The organism is Streptomyces sp. NPDC091377, assembly GCF_044757045.1.
Classification (GTDB): domain Bacteria; phylum Actinomycetota; class Actinomycetes; order Streptomycetales; family Streptomycetaceae; genus Streptomyces.
On record NZ_JBIVUE010000005.1, the window covers coordinates 159,843 to 174,034 of the forward strand.

Below are 14,192 nucleotides of genomic sequence, written 5' to 3' on the forward strand. Positions count from 1 at the left end.
CGCGCCCCGTGGGGCGGGCGGGCCCGACGAGCGCCGCCGGGACGGACGTACGGCCGCGCCCGCGGTACGTCCGTCGGCCCGCCGGGGGTGTCATCCCACGGGCACCGCCCGCTCCTCCCCCGCTCCGGTGCGCTGCGGGGAGCGGGCCGCCATGAACGCGGTGGTGCGGCGCAGCCGGAAGCCCAGTTGCTCGTAGAGACGTATCGCCCCGGTGTTGGCGGCGCCGGTGTGCAGGAACGGGGTCTCGCCGCGCTCGCGTATGCCGTGGGCGACGGCGAGGACCAGCCGGGTCGCGAGGCCCTCGCCGCGGGCCGACGGGTCGGTGCAGACCGCGCTGATCTCGGTCCAGCCGGGCGGATGCAGCCGCTCCCCCGCCATGGCGACGAGCCGTCCCTCGCGGCGGATGCCCAGATAGGTGCCGAGTTCGATGGTGCGGGGCAGGAAGGGGCCCGGCCGGGTGCGCCGGACCAGGTCGAGCATCTCGGGGACATCGGCGGGCCCGAGCCGCAGCGCCTCGGGTTCGGGCGCGGTGGCCACCCCGTCGTCCACGAGTTGGACGCCCTCCGCGCGGAAGGTGATCTCCCAGTCCTCCGGGACCGGGCCCAGATGTCCGAGGAGCGGCACCTCGGCGCCCGGCCCGGTGAGCGCCACGAGGTCGGCCCAGTCCTGGGGCCCGGGGTCGTCGGGCAGTGCCAGCCAGGGCGAGACGTCGACCGGGTACCGCAGCACCCGCCCCCGCCGCTCGGCGAAGTGCGCGTGCGGCCCGGTCAGCGCGGCGAGCGCCGGGTTGTCGAGCAGGTGATCGCTCCCCCCACGGCTCCCCGGAACCCGCGCCCCACCCTTCACCACACGCTGCCCCCCTTCGCCGAACACCTCGGGAGCACGGCCACCCCCGCGCCGGGCAGCGGACCCGCCCCCCGCCCCGCCGGGGACCTCACCCACCGCCCCACCCGTGCCCTCCCCCACCGGCCCACGTCCGCCCTCGCTCACCGGCCCACCCGTGCCCTCACCCACCGATCCCCGAGTCCGCTCGCCCGGCGCCCCATGGGCGCTCGCGCGCACCGGTCCCCGGGTACCCGGGTCCGCCGGAGCGGCGGTGGTCTCGCCGGTGCCGCCGCCCCCACCCGCTATGAACCCCTCTCCACCGCTCACTCGGACACCTCGATCACGACCTTGCCGCGGGCGTGGCCCGACTCGACCTCGCGGAGTGCCTCTCCGGCCCGTTCCAGCGGGAAACGGGCGCCGACCTGCGGGTCGAGGTCTCCCTGGACGACCAGGTCGGCGACCGCCTCCAGGACGGCCGCGGTACGGGCGCGCTCCACGCGGGCGCCGCCGTGCCGCTCTGCCTCCTCGGGCCGTACGGTCGCGCTGATCAGCGGCGTGCCGTCGCCGGCGAGCGTGGCCGCCTCGGCGAACACCTCGCCGCCGACCAGGTCGTAGATCCCGTCGAGGCCGTCGGGGGCGGCGGCCCTGACCCGCTCGGGCCAGCCGGGGCCGGAGGCGACATGGACCGCGCCGAGCGAGGTGAGCAGGTCCTTCTTGCCCTCGCTCGCCAGGCCGATCACCCGGACGCCCCCGGCGCGGGCGATCTGGGTGGCGGCCACGCCGACCCCGCCGCCCGCGCCGGTGATCAGGAGCGTCGCGCCGGGGGCGAGACCGAGCTGGTGGACACCGTCGTAGGCGGTCGCGGCGGCCACCGGGAGGGTCGCGGCGTCGGTGAAGGACAGGGCGGCGGGCTTGTGCGCGGCCAGGGACTGCGGTAGGACGGCGAACTCGGCGTAGCCGCCGGAGTCCGGGGCGCCGAACACCTCCTGCCCGGCCGCGAACCCGGTGACGGACTCCCCGGTCTCCACGACGACGCCGGAGACCTCGCCGCCGAACACGGCGGGGAAGGTTCCGCCGTCCTCGCCGGGCCGCCGGTATCCGTTGCGGATCTTGTAGTCGACCGGGTTGACCCCGGCCGCGCGGACGGCGACCAGGAGGTGCTCGGGGCCGGGCTCGGGCCGGTCCACGTCGATGAGCGCCTCGGTCTCCGGCCCGCCGTTCCGGGTGAAGACATATGCCTTGGGCATGGGACTCCCACTCTCTGCGCTGTCGCCGGGGCATGGGCGATCACCTGCCGCCGGCTCGGGCATCTCAGGGCAAGGAAGATCGCCGTGCAGCTATTCCCAGCTCGCGGCAGAGTTCATACGCGCTTAATGAGCGGCGGGGCCGTTCGGGTCACCCCGCCTCCGGACCCGCCCCGGGCGGCGGCCCGCCGCCACCGCCGTGCGCCGGTCCGCGCACGGGCGGACGATGGTGGGGAGGCACCGTCGCGCGCCGGTCGACGCTCGGCGGACGGAGGAGGTGTGAGCCCTTCCAGAGGTCACCCCGTTTGTCGGTTTTCATCACTTTTCATCCACCTCGACACGCGCAAGCGCGGGGCGGACGGGGTACCAGATGCATAGAGCCACTCGCACGCGTGACGGCGAGGAGGTCGACATGCGAACCCGGGTGCGTGGCTGGCGGTGGCGGCGCAGTCCGCTGCGGCGCCGGTCGGATGTGATCGAGGCGTGGCTGCTCCTTGCCGTCGGCCTGCTGCTGTTCCTGGGGGCGCCCCTGGCGGGTGCGGCGACGGCCTGGTGGGCGTACGGGGACGCGCGGGCGACCGTGGCGGTCCAGCACGAGCAGCGTCATATGGTGCGCGCGGAGGTGGTCGGCACTCCGCCGGACACGCTCCCCGCGATCAGCGGTGGTACGAGCGTCCGGGTGACCGTCCGCTGGACGGACGCGGGCGGGGTGACCCGGACCGCACCGGCCCTGGTGCCGGCGGGCACCAAGCACGGTACGGGGGTCGACGTGTGGTTCGACCGGGCGGGCCGCAGCGTCGCCCCACCGGCGGACTCCGGCATGGTCTGGCAGCACTCCCTGACGCTGGGCGTGTGCGCCACCGGCGGTTCGGCGGCGCTGGTGCTGCTCGGCTGGTCCGGTGTGCGCCGGGTCTCCCTGAGCCACCGGCTGGCGGAGTGGGACCGCGACTGGGCACGGACCGAGCCGAAGTGGACCCGCCGCTGGGCCTGAGACCCAGGATCCGGGGCGGACCGCCCGCGCTCCCCTGGTGCGCGTCGGCGGGCGTGCCTACGGTGTGATCACGACACACCCGTGCACAGCGAAGGCGGTCCCGCATGGCCCTGTTCGATCTCCCCCTGGACGAGTTGCGCGACTACCGCAGCGCCTCCGTGGCCCCCGAGGATTTCGACGCCTTCTGGGCCAAGACCCTCCAGGAGTCCCGCGAGCACGATCTGGACGCCCGGTTCGAGCCGGTGGACACGGGACTGGCCACGCTCCAGGTGTACGACGTGACCTTCGCGGGGTTCGGCGGGCAGCCGGTGAAGGGCTGGCTGGTGCTGCCGGCCGCCGCCGAGGAGCCGTTGCCGCTGGTGGTGGAGTTCATCGGCTACGGCGGCGGACGCGGGCTGCCGCACGAGCATCTGCTGTGGGCGTCGTCGGGCCGGGCGCACTTCGTGATGGACACCCGCGGGCAGGGCAGCGTCTGGGGCGGGGGCGGCGGCACGGCGGACCCGGTGGCGGGCGGTCCGGCGTACCCGGGGTTCATGACCCGCGGCATCGACGCGCCGGAGAACTACTACTACCGCCGGGTCTTCACCGACGCCGTGCGGGCGGTCGAGGCGGCCCGGTCGCATCCGCTGACCGACGCGTCCCGGACGGTGGCGCTGGGCGCAAGTCAAGGCGGCGGGATCACGGTCGCGGTGGGCGGGCTGGTCCCCGACCTGGTGGCGATCGCGCCGGACGTGCCGTTCCTGTGCGACTTCCCGCGTGCGACGACCCTGACGGACCGGCATCCGTACCGTGAGATCGCGCTGTGGCTCAAGACGCACCGGGGCCGCACCGAGGACGTGCTGCGCACCCTGTCGTACTTCGACGGGGTGCACTTCGCGGCCCGCGGCCGGGTGCCCGCCCTGTTCTCGGCGGCCCTGGAGGACCAGACCTGCCCGCCGTCGACGGTCTTCGCCGCCTTCAACGCCTGGGCGCACGAGGACAAGGCGATCGAGGTGTACGACTTCAACGACCACGAGGGCGGTGGGCCGTACCAGGACGGGGCCAAGCTGCGCTGGCTGCGCTCGTACACCTGAGCCCCCGGGCCTCGGAGCCGTGGGGGGGGGAGCCGGGGACGGTGTCAGGCTGTCACACGAGGACGTACGGCCGTCTGGTCGGTGAGGTGTGATCCGGCGGGTGTCGGGGCCGCGGCAGGGGCGTTGCCGGCGCGCGAGGTGACCGGGCCGCTCGGTGTCTGCTTCACGGTCGGGCTGCCCGTGACGCCGGCGGGACGGGGCGGGCGGCGGAACTGGTGCCTCCGCCGGTGGTGGGGGCCAGTGAACAGGCCAAGGTTATGGCTCAGTTGACTCCTGTCGCACGCGCCGCACTGGCCCATCCGGTGCTCGGCGCCGCCGAGGCGAGCACCTCCGGGCGGCGGGCGGCGGCGCTCCCCGCCGCGGGCGGCCACGGCATCGCGCGGGCGGTCGCGGCGCCGTGCCGGGTCGTCGCGGGCGGCGGCGCCCACGGCGGGCTGCGGATCCTGTCACCGGAGGCGGCGGGGCGGGTGCGTGAGGGGCGGGGCGTCTGCCGTGACCTGGTACGGGGTGCCGGGACCGGCGCGCGGGACCGAACCGGGGCCGGGACGGTGGCCGAGCGGGCCGAGGGGTCGTACGGGCCGAACCCGAGGGCCCTTCGGGCAGGACGGCTCCGGCGGATCGTGCGGACCGGCCGGTCCGGAGGCCCGACTGTCGCTCGGATATGTGAGGAACCGCATGGGTACGCACCTCGCCGGTGATCCACGGAAGTCGGCACTGGTCAACGCCGTGTACACCGCGCTGTAAGCGCTCTTGACGGTCCCCTGACGGTCCGGTTTCAGCCGAACCGCCCGGCTCCTCTTCCTCGGTGATTCGCGCCGGTGCTAGATCTGGTGGCGCAACGAATCCGCACGGCTACGGCATGTCACCATCAGGAGGGCGCGGCATGGCCTGCACCACCCCGCACGACCACTCACGGGGCGAGGCGCGGCCCCTGTATCGCAGAATCGCCGAGGAACTGCTGGGCGAACTGCGAGACGGAACGATTCCGCCCGGCGAACGGCTTCCGGGTGAACGGCAGTTGTCGGAGCATTTCGGAGTCAGTCGGGAGACCGTACGGCAGGCGCTGGAGGTGCTGCGCCGGGACGGTCTGGTCACCACGGACCGGCGCGGCACGCACGCCACGCTGCCCGGCGCCCCGGTCGAGCATCCCGCGGCCCTGACGTTCCCGGTGGGGATCAGGACCCAGGGCGCGTTCGACCGGGCCACGGCGGCCTGGGAGACACCCTCACCGGCGCACGCGGAGGCGCTGGGGCTGGCCCCGCATCGGCCGACGCTGGTGCATCGCTACGAGTCCTCGGGCGCCGACGGACGCGGCCGGCGTTCGGCGGTCACCACCTTCTCGGCGGTGGCGCTGGCGGAGGTGCGTGAGCTGGCGCGCTATCGCGGCCGGCCACGGGCGGGCGACCCGGCCCAGTTGCGGCGGGTCTACGACTGGATCCGCCGGGCGGGTCTCGCGCTGCACCACCGGGACTCCATCAGCCGGCTGGGCGACACCCAGTCGATGCGGGTGACCCGGCTGGTCCACGACCAGTACGCCCGGCCGCTGGAGATCACCGATCTGGTGGTGGACGACCGGTGGGACGCGCTGGTCTACGAGTTCACGGTTCCCGCGGCGGCGGTCTGACCGGCCCGGACCACCCGGGCCTGCCGCCCCAGCGCGAGCAGCCGTCCGTCGGTGGCCCACACGGCGCTGTCGTCCACGGCCCAGGCGTCGTCCGCCCGTTGGGTGCGGATCCGCACCAGCGCCCAGCCGTCGTCGTCCGCGGCGGTCAGGGTGTCGGTGAAGTGCACGGACAGCTCCGCGGTCGGGACGGGGCGGGGGGTGCGCCAGCGGGCGTAGAGGGCGGGCGGCAGCACATCGGTGAGGGTGGTGACGGCCGCCGCGTCCAGCGTCCGGCCGTCGGTGAACCGCACCCAGGCGGTGAGTTCGGCGCGCTCCCCGCCGGCCAGCGGACGGTCGGCGGTGGCGGGCCGGATCTCCAGCTGTCCGGCGAACCCGGCGCCGGCGCCGGGACCGGGCGGTTCGAGGACCGGACAGTCACCGGGTCCGGGCACCCGCGGCGCCGGATGCCCCTCGTACGACGGTCCGGGTCGGCCGGAGCCGAACAGCGCGGTGCCGAACACGACCGGCGTCCCGTCCTGGTGTCCGGTGAACAGACAGGCCGCGCTGCGGCGGCCGGCGGCCGGCGTGGCGCCGGAGAAGCGGAGTGGACCGGCAGCCACCGGCGCGAGGAAGTGGATGGTCAGGGTGCGCACGGCACGGTCGCCTCCGGCGAAGCGGTCGCGTACGGCGGTCAGCGCGAGGGCGGCGACATGGCCGCCGTGGGCGCCGTCCCAGGAACGCCATCGGGGGTCGGGCCGGGTCTCGGTCTCATCCGTCAGAGAGGTCACGGACCCACCGTAACCTTGTCAGTTGGAAAATCAAACCCGCAGGTTCGAGAGTCCGCCGGGGAGGCGGACACGGCGGGTCACTCCGCCACCCTGGCCGTCACCAGACGCACCCGCGCGCTGCCGTCGTCGCGTCGGCCGAACTCCGGCAGCGCGGCCAGGTCCAGCCGGAACCCGGCCCGCTCCAGTTCGCGGCGCACCTCACCGAGCCGGAAGGCGCGGTAGTACATGACGAACGGGGGGCGCCACAGGGCGTTGCGGACCCGCATCGCGGCGTCGAAGCCGAGCAGCATCCAGTAGGCGGCGGAGGTCGGGCGGGGCGGCGCGAGGACCGGGAAGACGAACCGGCCCCCGGACCGCAGCACCGACCGGACCTGGGTGAACAGCCGGGGCAGTTCGCCGGGCAGGAAGTGGCCGAAGGCGCCGAAGCTGACGACGAGGTCGAAGGCGGGCGCGAAGGGGAGCGCGCGGGCGTCGGCCCGCACCCAGGAGACCGGCGGCGCGGACGGCCACGCGCGATCCCGGGCCACGTCGAGCATCCCCGCGCTGAAGTCGACGCCGGTGACGCCGCGTCGGCACACCCTGGCGAGCACCTCCATCCCCGCGCCCGTGCCGCAGCACAGGTCGAGTCCCTGGTCGTAGGGGCCGCTCCGGGCCAGCGCGGCGGCGACGGAGTCCAGCACCGCGTCCGGGGTGCGGAACGGGGTGTGATCGAACTTCGGGGCGAGCAGGTCGTAGCCCCGTTCGACGGACGACAGGGCCTGGACGGTGAGTTCGCGCAGGCTGGGGCCCTCGGGCCGGAACACCGGGGTCACCCGCCCCGGAGGACGCGCCGCGAGCGCCGTTCGAGGACGGCCAGAACGCGCTCGCACCACCGCAGGTTCTCGCGCTCGAAGGCGATCCCGCCCATGAGGGTGAGATACGGCCCGATCCGGTCGGCCTCACCCAGGTACCGTTCCTCGGTCCGCCCATCGAGGAGCCGGTCCCGGACCCGCTCGTAGCGGTCGAGCTTGCCGCGCGCCCAGGTCATGCGCTCCTCGATCTGCGCGCGGGTGACGGCGGGGTCGGCGTCGTCCATGGCCTGCACCTTGATGAGCAGTTCGTCGCGCAGGGCGGTGGGGCGACGGATGGGGGCGAGGGCGAAGGCCCGCAGATCCTCCCGCCCGGCCTCGGTGAGGGTGAACATCCGCTTGTCCGGCCGCCGTTCCTGCCGTACCACCCTGGCCTGGATCAGTCCGTCCCCGGCCAGCCGTTCCAGTTCGCGGTAGAGCTGCTGAGGGGTGGCGGGCCAGAAGTTGGCGAGCGACACGTCGAACACCTTGGACAACTCGTACCCGGACGCCTCGCCCTCCAGGAGGGCCGCCAGGACGGCGTACTTCAGCGACATGTGGACACGCTAACAGCCGCTGAGTACTGTCATCCATGTCTAATCAATTAATTGAGTATCCAGACGGTGAGGAGCTTGCGATGCGCGCTTTCCGTGCGGCGGTGGAGGCCCGGGACATCGACGCCGTCGGGGCACTGCTCGCGGACGAGGTCGTCTTCACCAGTCCGGTCGTCTTCGAGCCGTACTCCGGAAGGCCGATCACCCTGGCGATCCTGCGCGCGGTCATCGACGTCTTCGAGGACTTCCGCTACGTACGCGCGTACGCCTCCGAGGACGGCCGCGACCACGCGCTGCACTTCACCGCCCGGGTCGGCGACCGCACCCTGGACGGCTGCGACTTCCTCCATCTGGACGACGAAGGCCGGATCGACCGGATGACGGTGATGGTCCGTCCGCTGTCCGGCGCGAACGCGCTGGCGAAGGCGATGGGGGCGCGGCTCGCGGACATCGCCGAGGACGCGGAGCGGCGGTCGGCCTGACCGACGGCAGCGCGCGGACGGAACAGGAACGGAATAGGACAGGCAGCCACCGCGTTGACGTGGGTGGGACTGGCTCCCGTGCCTCACCTGATTCCGCAGGGCCGCCGAGCGGCTTCGGAACCTTCACGGACGTTCCCGTGTCACGAGTGGTACAGTACGGGCAGCACTTGTGTTCGTCCCTTCGTGGACGCCAGTGCCAGTTCCGCTTCGATCCGCCGATGAATCGGCTCTCTCTCACAGATCCGGTCTCCCGGTTCTCCGGCATCACCTCATGGGCCTTGTCCCCCGGTGAGCCGTTCCCCGCCGCCCGTGGGCGTGCCGCGCGGTCGTTCCGCGCCGGGCAGCCCCTGTTCTCGCGGCTTCCCCTTCCCTTCGCATGTCTCATGCCCGCGTCCTCGAAAGGACCGAACCTCATGACCACCACACTCGAACACCCCCCGGTACGACAGCAGACCCCCGAACGGTCCACGGTCGGCGTCCTCGACCTGGACCGCAACGGGAAGGGGTACCTGCGGGACCCCCGGTCCCTGCTGCCCGCCCCCTCCGACCCCGTGGTCCCCGCCGCGCTGATCCGCCGTCACGGCCTGCGCAAGGGCGACCTCGTGGAAGGACCGCACGGCGGGCGCGCCGGGCTCGGCGAGATCACCCTCCTCAACGGACAGGCCCCCGAGACGCAGCGCGGACGCCGGGACTTCCGCGATCTGACGCCGCTGCACCCGCGCGAACGCATGCGCCTCGAACACCCCGCCGCCGGGCTGACCGGACGCGTCACCGATCTGATCGCCCCTCTCGGCAAGGGCCAGCGCGGGCTGATCGTCGCCCCGCCCAAGACCGGCAAGACCGTACTGCTCCAGCAGATCGCCGCGTCCGTCGCGGGCAACCACCCCGAGTGCCATCTCATGGTGCTGCTGCTGGACGAACGCCCCGAGGAAGTCACCGACATGCGGCGCTCCGTGCGCGGCGAGGTGTACGCCTCCACGTTCGACCGTCCGCCCAAGGAGCACATCGCCCTCGCCGAACTCGCCGTCGAACGGGCCAGGCGGCTCGTGGAGGCGGGCCAGGACGTCGTCATCCTGCTGGACTCGCTCACCCGGCTGTGCCGGGCCCACAACAACGTGGCGTCCTCCAGTGGCCGCACCCTGAGCGGTGGGGTCGACGCCGCCGCGCTGCACGGTCCGAAGCGGCTCTTCGGCGCCGCGCGCACCGCCGAGGAGGGCGGTTCCCTGACCATCCTGGCCACCGCGCTGGTCGACACCGGCTCCCGGGCCGACGATTTCTTCTTCGAGGAGCTGAAGGGCACCGGCAACATGGAGCTTCGACTCAGCCGTGATCTGGCCGCCCGCCGGATCTACCCGGCCGTCGACATCAACCGCTCCAGCACCCGCCGCGAGGAACTCCTCCTCCCCCAGCCCGAGCTGACCGCCGTGCACGGACTGCGCCGGGTGCTCCAGAACCGCGACGGCGAGGCCAGCATGGAGACCCTGCTGGAACGGCTGCGCGAGACACCCGACAACGCGACGTTCGTACGGCGGATCCAGCCGACGCTGCCGGCGCGATGACGCACGCGCTCCGGCTCCGAGCCGCCCGGGAACGCCCGGTGGTGCACCGCCGTGACATCCCGCACGGAACACACGGAACACACGGAACACACAAAGCACACAGAGCACACGGACCGCACGGAGCACACAGCACCTGAGCGTCACCCCCGACACGCCGCCGCCGTGCGGCATCCGGGTGCTCGCGTGGCCCGTTCGGACCTTGCAGCGCGGTACCCGGCCGACACCTTCCTACGTTGATCGTATGACGATCGGATTCTCTTCCCGGAAGGCGTCAGTGGGCGCGGGGGCATCGGTGACCTCGGTGGCCTCGGTGTCCTGCGCGCTCTGTGTCGTGGGGGTCCTCGCCCTCGCCCCCGCCGCGGTGGCCGCACAGCCCGGCGCGGACCCCCTCGGCCCCGGACGGAGCGCCCTGGCTCCCCATCCGTCCCAGCTGTACCGCCCCGGCACCCAGGTCCGCCCGCGTGCCGGGGCGCCCGGGGTCCCGGAGGTCTCCGCACTGTCATGGCTGATCGCCGACGCCCGCTCCGGCGAGGTGCTCGCCGCGCACGACGCGCACCGCAGACTGCCGCCCGCCAGCACCCTCAAGACCCTGTTCGCCCTGACCGTGCTGCCGGTCCTGCCCAGCGGCATCGAGCACGAGGTGGGTGACGAGGAGTTGTTGGACGTAGGCCCCGGCAGCAGTCTCGTCGGGGTCCAGGAGGGGGTGTCGTACCACCTCTCGGACCTGTGGCGCGGAGTGTTCCTCAGCTCGGGCAACGACGCCGTGCGGGTGCTGGCCGGGCTGAACGGGGGGTGGCGGGCGACCTCCCGGCAGATGCAGGAGAAGGCCCGTTCGCTCGGCGCCCGCGACACCCGGGTGACCTCGCCGGACGGCTACGACTCCGAGGGCCAGGTCTCCTCCGCGTACGATCTGGCGATCTTCGGCCGGGCGGGGCTGCGCAACGCCGACTTCGCCGGGTACTGCCGGACGCTGGAGGCGAAGTTCCCCGCGGGCGGCGGCTGGACGTTCCCCATCCGCAACACCAACCGGCTGCTCACCGGTGACGACGGCGTGGAGCCCTACGAAGGGCTGCTCGGCATCAAGAACGGCTACACGAGCAACGCCGGGTACACGCTGGTCACCGGCGCCCACCGGGGCAGCCGCACCCTGGTCGTGACGGTGATGAACCCGCAGGACGGCAACCCCTCCGCCGTCTACGAGGAGGCCCGCTCCCTGCTCGACTGGGGCTTCGACGCGGCCGGGCGGGTGGACCCGGTGGGCTCGCTGGACGCGCTGCGGGCCCGGCCCCGGTCCGGTCCCGACCCGGTCCCGGTGGCCCGGGCGACGACGGCACCCGAGGAGTCAGGACCGGGCTGGCTCGCCGTGTGGACGGTCCTGGGCGCGGCCGGCGCGGGCGCGGGCGCGGTGGCACTGGCGCTACGGCTGGCGGGCGTACGGGTGGAGTGACCGACGGGCAGCCGCAGCAGCAGGGCGAGGGTGATCCAGGTGTACGTGTTGCCGGCCCGCCATCGCCGGGCGAGCAGCAACAGGCCGATGAAGACGGCGGGCGTGAGTTTGACGGCGGCGGCCACGCCGATGCCCACGCCCGCCCGGCGGGCGCGCCCGCTGGTCAGCAGCCACAGATCCGTCAGCACCAGGGCCAGCAGTGCCCACGGCCGCAGGTCCGTCGCGCGGGGGACGCGGTCCTCGGCGTTCATGCGGTGCGTCCCAGGAGCGGGCCGCGCGCGGACTGGTGGGCCTGCCACAGGACGACCGCGGCGAGTACGCCCCCGGTCCCGGCGAGAACCAGTTGGCCGAGGTCGGGCGAGAGGTCGACACCGGTCCGGCCGGGCGGGGGGGGGTGAGGGGTTACGGGTGGGTGATCTTCGGCCGGGGGTCAGAAGATCGAGAGGCCGGTCAGGGTGGTGAAGCGGTCCAGGGCCGCCACTCCCGCCACCGAGTTGCCCCGTTCGTCCAGTCCGGGGCTCCAGACGCAGAGGGTGCAGCGGCCGGGGACCACGGCGATGATGCCGCCGCCGACACCGCTCTTGCCGGGGAGGCCGACACGGTAGGCGAAGTCACCGGCGGCGTCGTAGGTGCCGCAGGTGAGCATGACCGCGTTGACCTGCTTGGCCTGGCTGCGGGTGAGCAGACGGGAGCCGTCAGCGCGGATGCCGTGGCGGGCGAGGAACACGGTGGCCCGGGCGAGGTCGGCGCAGGACGCCCGGACCGAGCACTGGCGGAAGTACTGCTCCAGCAGCAGCGGAACCGGGTTGTCGATGTTGCCGTACGCCTTCATGAAGTGGGCGAGCGCGGCGTTGCGGTCCCCGTTCGCGCGCTCGGACGCGGCGACCCCGGTGTCGAAGTCCAGCGCGGCGTTGCCGCTCTCGGCGCGCAGAAAGTCCAGCAGCGCTCCGGAGGCGTCGCCGGTACGGGTCTGGAGGCGGTCGGTGACGACCAGCGCCCCCGCGTTGATGAACGGGTTGCGCGGGATGCCGTCCTCGTACTCCAACTGGACCAGGGAGTTGAAGGGGTTGCCGGACGGCTCGCGGCCCACGTGCTCCCACAACTGGTCGCCCTCCCGCGCCAGGTCGAGGGCGAGGGTGAACACCTTCGTGACGGACTGGGTGGAGAACGGCGTCCGCCAGTCCCCCACCCCGTACACCGTGCCGTCCAGTTCCGCGACGGCCATGCCGAAGCTGCGGGGGTCGCAGGCGGCCAGGGCCGGGATGTAGTCGGCGGGGCGCCCCCGTCCCGGCGTCTGCTCGATCTCCTCCGCGACACGTTCCAGGACGGGCTGGTAGGTGAACGACGACGGTGCGGTTGCCATGATCACCAGTGTGCCGCCCGGACGGGGGCGGGCGCGCATCGGGACCCGGCGCCGGTGACGGGGGGGGGCGGTGCGCACGGTGGTGAGCCGAGCCGCCTGTGGCCAGCCGCCTGTGGTCAGCCGCCAGGTGGCCGGCCGCCCGGCTGTGCGCCTGTGGTCAGCCGCCAGGTGATCAGCCTTCCCGCTGTGCCGCCGTCGGGTCCAGGGCGCGGACCGCGCGGAGGTGGCCGACGGGCCGGCCCCCGCCCAGCAGGGGTTCGCTCAGGAACGGGGCCAGTGCGTCCGGGTCGACGCCCGCCCGGGCCAGCGCGGCGGCGGCGACCGGGACGCGGGCACGTCTGGCACCGTCGGCGATCTTCACGGCGATGGCCCGGCCGTCGGGGAGCGCGGCGGCCTGGACACCTTCGTAGCCGTCCTTGGCGAGCAGCCCGGGCACCGCGCGCATCAGCGCGGCCACGTCCCGGCCGGTGCCGGAGGCCATCTCGGCGTGGGCGCGCAGCGCGTCCGCGACCCGTGCCTCGGGAGTGCCGGGCGCGGCGGTGACGATGGCGGCGGTGGCCCGGGCGAGGCCGTGCAGCGAAAGGGCGAACAGCGGGGCGCCGCAGCCGTCGACGGTGACCTGTGCGAGGCGCTGGCCGGTGAGGTCCTCTACGGTCGCGGCGATCGACTGCTGGAGGGGGTGCGCCGGGTCGAGGTAGTCGTCCAGGGTCCAGCCGTTGACCCTGGCGGTGTGCAGCATGGCCGCGTGCTTGCCGGAGCAGTTCTGGGCGAGGCGGGAGGCCGGGCGGCCCTCGCGCACCCAGGTGTCGCGGACCGCCGGGTCGAGGGGCAGGTCCGGGACGTTGCGCAGCACGTCGGGCGAGAGCCCGGCCAGTTCCAGGATCCGGCGGGCGCCGGCCAGGTGGCGTTCCTCGCCGGAGTGGCTGGCGGCGGAGAGGGAGAGCAGGTCGCCGTCGAGCGGCAGCCCGGCGCGGACCATGGCGGCGGCCTGTACCGGCTTGAGCGCCGAGCGCGGGTAGAAGGCGGCCTCGATGTCCCCGAGCTGGAACTCGACGGTGCCGTCCGGGCCCAGGACGACGACGGAGCCGTAGTGGACGCCCTCCACGACCCCGCCGCGGACGAGGTGGGCGACGGGGGCGTGGAGGGGCTCGCGTATCAGGGGGGCGTCGGTGGGTGTGGTGCTGTGCATCTCGGCCTGGGTTTCGGTGAGGGGAGGGCGGGGGTGAGGGTGGGGGTGAGGTGGGCTGAAGGGGAGGGTGAAGGTGAAGGTGGCGGGAGGGGGGAGAGGGGAAACGTTCCTGCAAGTCAGTGGGGGCCGGGGAGCCTCGTACGGCGGGCTCGGTCGGGTGGGGACCCGGCGCACCCGATGGGGGCAGCGTCCCAGGTCGGGGGCGAAGCCGCTGTCCGGGCCGTGAGCGACCACGGCGCCGCCGCAA

General features: G+C 73.8%; 14 protein-coding genes and 1 pseudogene. 7 read left to right on the top strand and 8 right to left on the bottom strand.

All coding sequences use genetic code 11. The features are described 5' to 3' along the window. Positions 1 to 90: 90 nt before the first annotated feature. Positions 91 to 849: a GNAT family N-acetyltransferase gene (locus ACIQNG_RS13180; protein ID WP_401484636.1), complete on the bottom strand. Its 759-nt coding sequence runs from the start codon at positions 847 to 849 to the stop codon at positions 91 to 93. Positions 850 to 1,148: 299 nt separating this feature from the next. Continuing rightward, complete coding sequence (locus ACIQNG_RS13185; RefSeq protein ID WP_401484639.1) at positions 1,149 to 2,072, bottom strand: NADP-dependent oxidoreductase; 924 nt, start codon at positions 2,070 to 2,072, stop codon at positions 1,149 to 1,151. 409 nt (positions 2,073 to 2,481) lie between these two features. Here ACIQNG_RS13185 and ACIQNG_RS13190 point away from each other — a divergent pair, with 409 nt between their 5' ends. The 4 genes from ACIQNG_RS13190 to ACIQNG_RS13205 all read left to right on the top strand — a co-directional run bounded on the left by ACIQNG_RS13190 (position 2,482) and on the right by ACIQNG_RS13205 (position 5,757). Beyond that, positions 2,482 to 3,060: a hypothetical protein gene (locus ACIQNG_RS13190; protein ID WP_401435229.1), complete on the top strand. Its 579-nt coding sequence runs from the start codon at positions 2,482 to 2,484 to the stop codon at positions 3,058 to 3,060. A gap of 104 nt (positions 3,061 to 3,164) precedes the next feature. Then, a complete protein-coding gene (locus ACIQNG_RS13195; protein WP_401484641.1) occupies positions 3,165 to 4,133 on the top strand; it encodes an acetylxylan esterase in 969 nt (322 codons plus the stop codon). 266 nt (positions 4,134 to 4,399) lie between these two features. Continuing rightward, complete coding sequence (locus ACIQNG_RS13200) at positions 4,400 to 4,831, top strand: hypothetical protein (RefSeq protein WP_401484643.1); 432 nt, start codon at positions 4,400 to 4,402, stop codon at positions 4,829 to 4,831. A 185-nt stretch (positions 4,832 to 5,016) separates the two neighbouring features. Then, entirely contained in the window at positions 5,017 to 5,757 is a 741-nt protein-coding gene (locus ACIQNG_RS13205) for a GntR family transcriptional regulator (RefSeq protein WP_401435224.1), read from the top strand. On the opposite strand, the gene ACIQNG_RS13210 is transcribed toward ACIQNG_RS13205, so the two are convergent. The 3 genes from ACIQNG_RS13210 to ACIQNG_RS13220 form a co-directional block, all read right to left on the bottom strand. Then, a complete protein-coding gene (locus ACIQNG_RS13210; protein WP_401484645.1) occupies positions 5,724 to 6,524 on the bottom strand; it encodes an acyl-CoA thioesterase in 801 nt (266 codons plus the stop codon). The genes ACIQNG_RS13205 and ACIQNG_RS13210 overlap by 34 nt on opposite strands. Before the next feature lie 77 nt (positions 6,525 to 6,601). Beyond that, a complete protein-coding gene (locus ACIQNG_RS13215) occupies positions 6,602 to 7,327 on the bottom strand; it encodes a methyltransferase domain-containing protein (RefSeq protein ID WP_401484647.1) in 726 nt (241 codons plus the stop codon). Between the two features lie 5 nt (positions 7,328 to 7,332). Continuing rightward, positions 7,333 to 7,908, bottom strand: coding sequence for a PadR family transcriptional regulator (locus ACIQNG_RS13220; protein WP_401484649.1), 576 nt, complete (start codon positions 7,906 to 7,908; stop codon positions 7,333 to 7,335). A gap of 80 nt (positions 7,909 to 7,988) precedes the next feature. Here ACIQNG_RS13220 and ACIQNG_RS13225 point away from each other — a divergent pair, with 80 nt between their 5' ends. From ACIQNG_RS13225 to ACIQNG_RS13235, 3 genes are all read left to right on the top strand, one after another. Further along, positions 7,989 to 8,387, top strand: a complete 399-nt coding sequence (locus ACIQNG_RS13225; RefSeq protein WP_401484652.1) for a nuclear transport factor 2 family protein — start codon at positions 7,989 to 7,991, stop codon at positions 8,385 to 8,387. Between the two features lie 413 nt (positions 8,388 to 8,800). Next, entirely contained in the window at positions 8,801 to 9,946 is a 1,146-nt protein-coding gene (rho, locus tag ACIQNG_RS13230; protein ID WP_401484654.1) for a transcription termination factor Rho, read from the top strand. 241 nt (positions 9,947 to 10,187) lie between these two features. Then, positions 10,188 to 11,393 (top strand): D-alanyl-D-alanine carboxypeptidase family protein, encoded by a 1,206-nt coding sequence (locus ACIQNG_RS13235; protein WP_401484656.1) that lies wholly within the window; start codon positions 10,188 to 10,190, stop codon positions 11,391 to 11,393. Positions 11,394 to 11,410: 17 nt separating this feature from the next. Here ACIQNG_RS13235 and ACIQNG_RS13240 read toward each other — a convergent pair. The 3 genes and pseudogenes from ACIQNG_RS13240 to ACIQNG_RS13250 form a co-directional block, all read right to left on the bottom strand. Then, positions 11,411 to 11,644, bottom strand: a pseudogene (locus ACIQNG_RS13240) (glycosyltransferase family 87 protein); the annotation flags it as partial. A 179-nt stretch (positions 11,645 to 11,823) separates the two neighbouring features. Beyond that, on the bottom strand, positions 11,824 to 12,756 hold the full coding sequence (locus ACIQNG_RS13245) for a glutaminase (protein WP_401435206.1): 933 nt from the start codon (positions 12,754 to 12,756) through the stop codon (positions 11,824 to 11,826). Between the two features lie 172 nt (positions 12,757 to 12,928). Next, on the bottom strand, positions 12,929 to 13,945 hold the full coding sequence (locus tag ACIQNG_RS13250) for an asparaginase (RefSeq protein WP_401484659.1): 1,017 nt from the start codon (positions 13,943 to 13,945) through the stop codon (positions 12,929 to 12,931). Between the last annotated feature and the right edge of the window lie 247 nt (positions 13,946 to 14,192).

Coding starts and splice junctions, on each gene's coding strand:
- ACIQNG_RS13185 (WP_401484639.1), bottom strand. CDS start 2,072: ATGCCCAAGGCATATGTCTTCACCCGGAACGGCGGGCCGGAGACCGAG.
- ACIQNG_RS13190 (WP_401435229.1), top strand. CDS start 2,482: ATGCGAACCCGGGTGCGTGGCTGGCGGTGGCGGCGCAGTCCGCTGCGG.
- ACIQNG_RS13195 (WP_401484641.1), top strand. CDS start 3,165: ATGGCCCTGTTCGATCTCCCCCTGGACGAGTTGCGCGACTACCGCAGC.
- ACIQNG_RS13205 (WP_401435224.1), top strand. CDS start 5,017: ATGGCCTGCACCACCCCGCACGACCACTCACGGGGCGAGGCGCGGCCC.
- ACIQNG_RS13220 (WP_401484649.1), bottom strand. CDS start 7,908: ATGTCGCTGAAGTACGCCGTCCTGGCGGCCCTCCTGGAGGGCGAGGCG.
- ACIQNG_RS13225 (WP_401484652.1), top strand. CDS start 7,989: ATGCGCGCTTTCCGTGCGGCGGTGGAGGCCCGGGACATCGACGCCGTC.
- rho (WP_401484654.1), top strand. CDS start 8,801: ATGACCACCACACTCGAACACCCCCCGGTACGACAGCAGACCCCCGAA.
- ACIQNG_RS13235 (WP_401484656.1), top strand. CDS start 10,188: ATGACGATCGGATTCTCTTCCCGGAAGGCGTCAGTGGGCGCGGGGGCA.
- ACIQNG_RS13245 (WP_401435206.1), bottom strand. CDS start 12,756: ATGGCAACCGCACCGTCGTCGTTCACCTACCAGCCCGTCCTGGAACGT.
- ACIQNG_RS13250 (WP_401484659.1), bottom strand. CDS start 13,945: ATGCACAGCACCACACCCACCGACGCCCCCCTGATACGCGAGCCCCTC.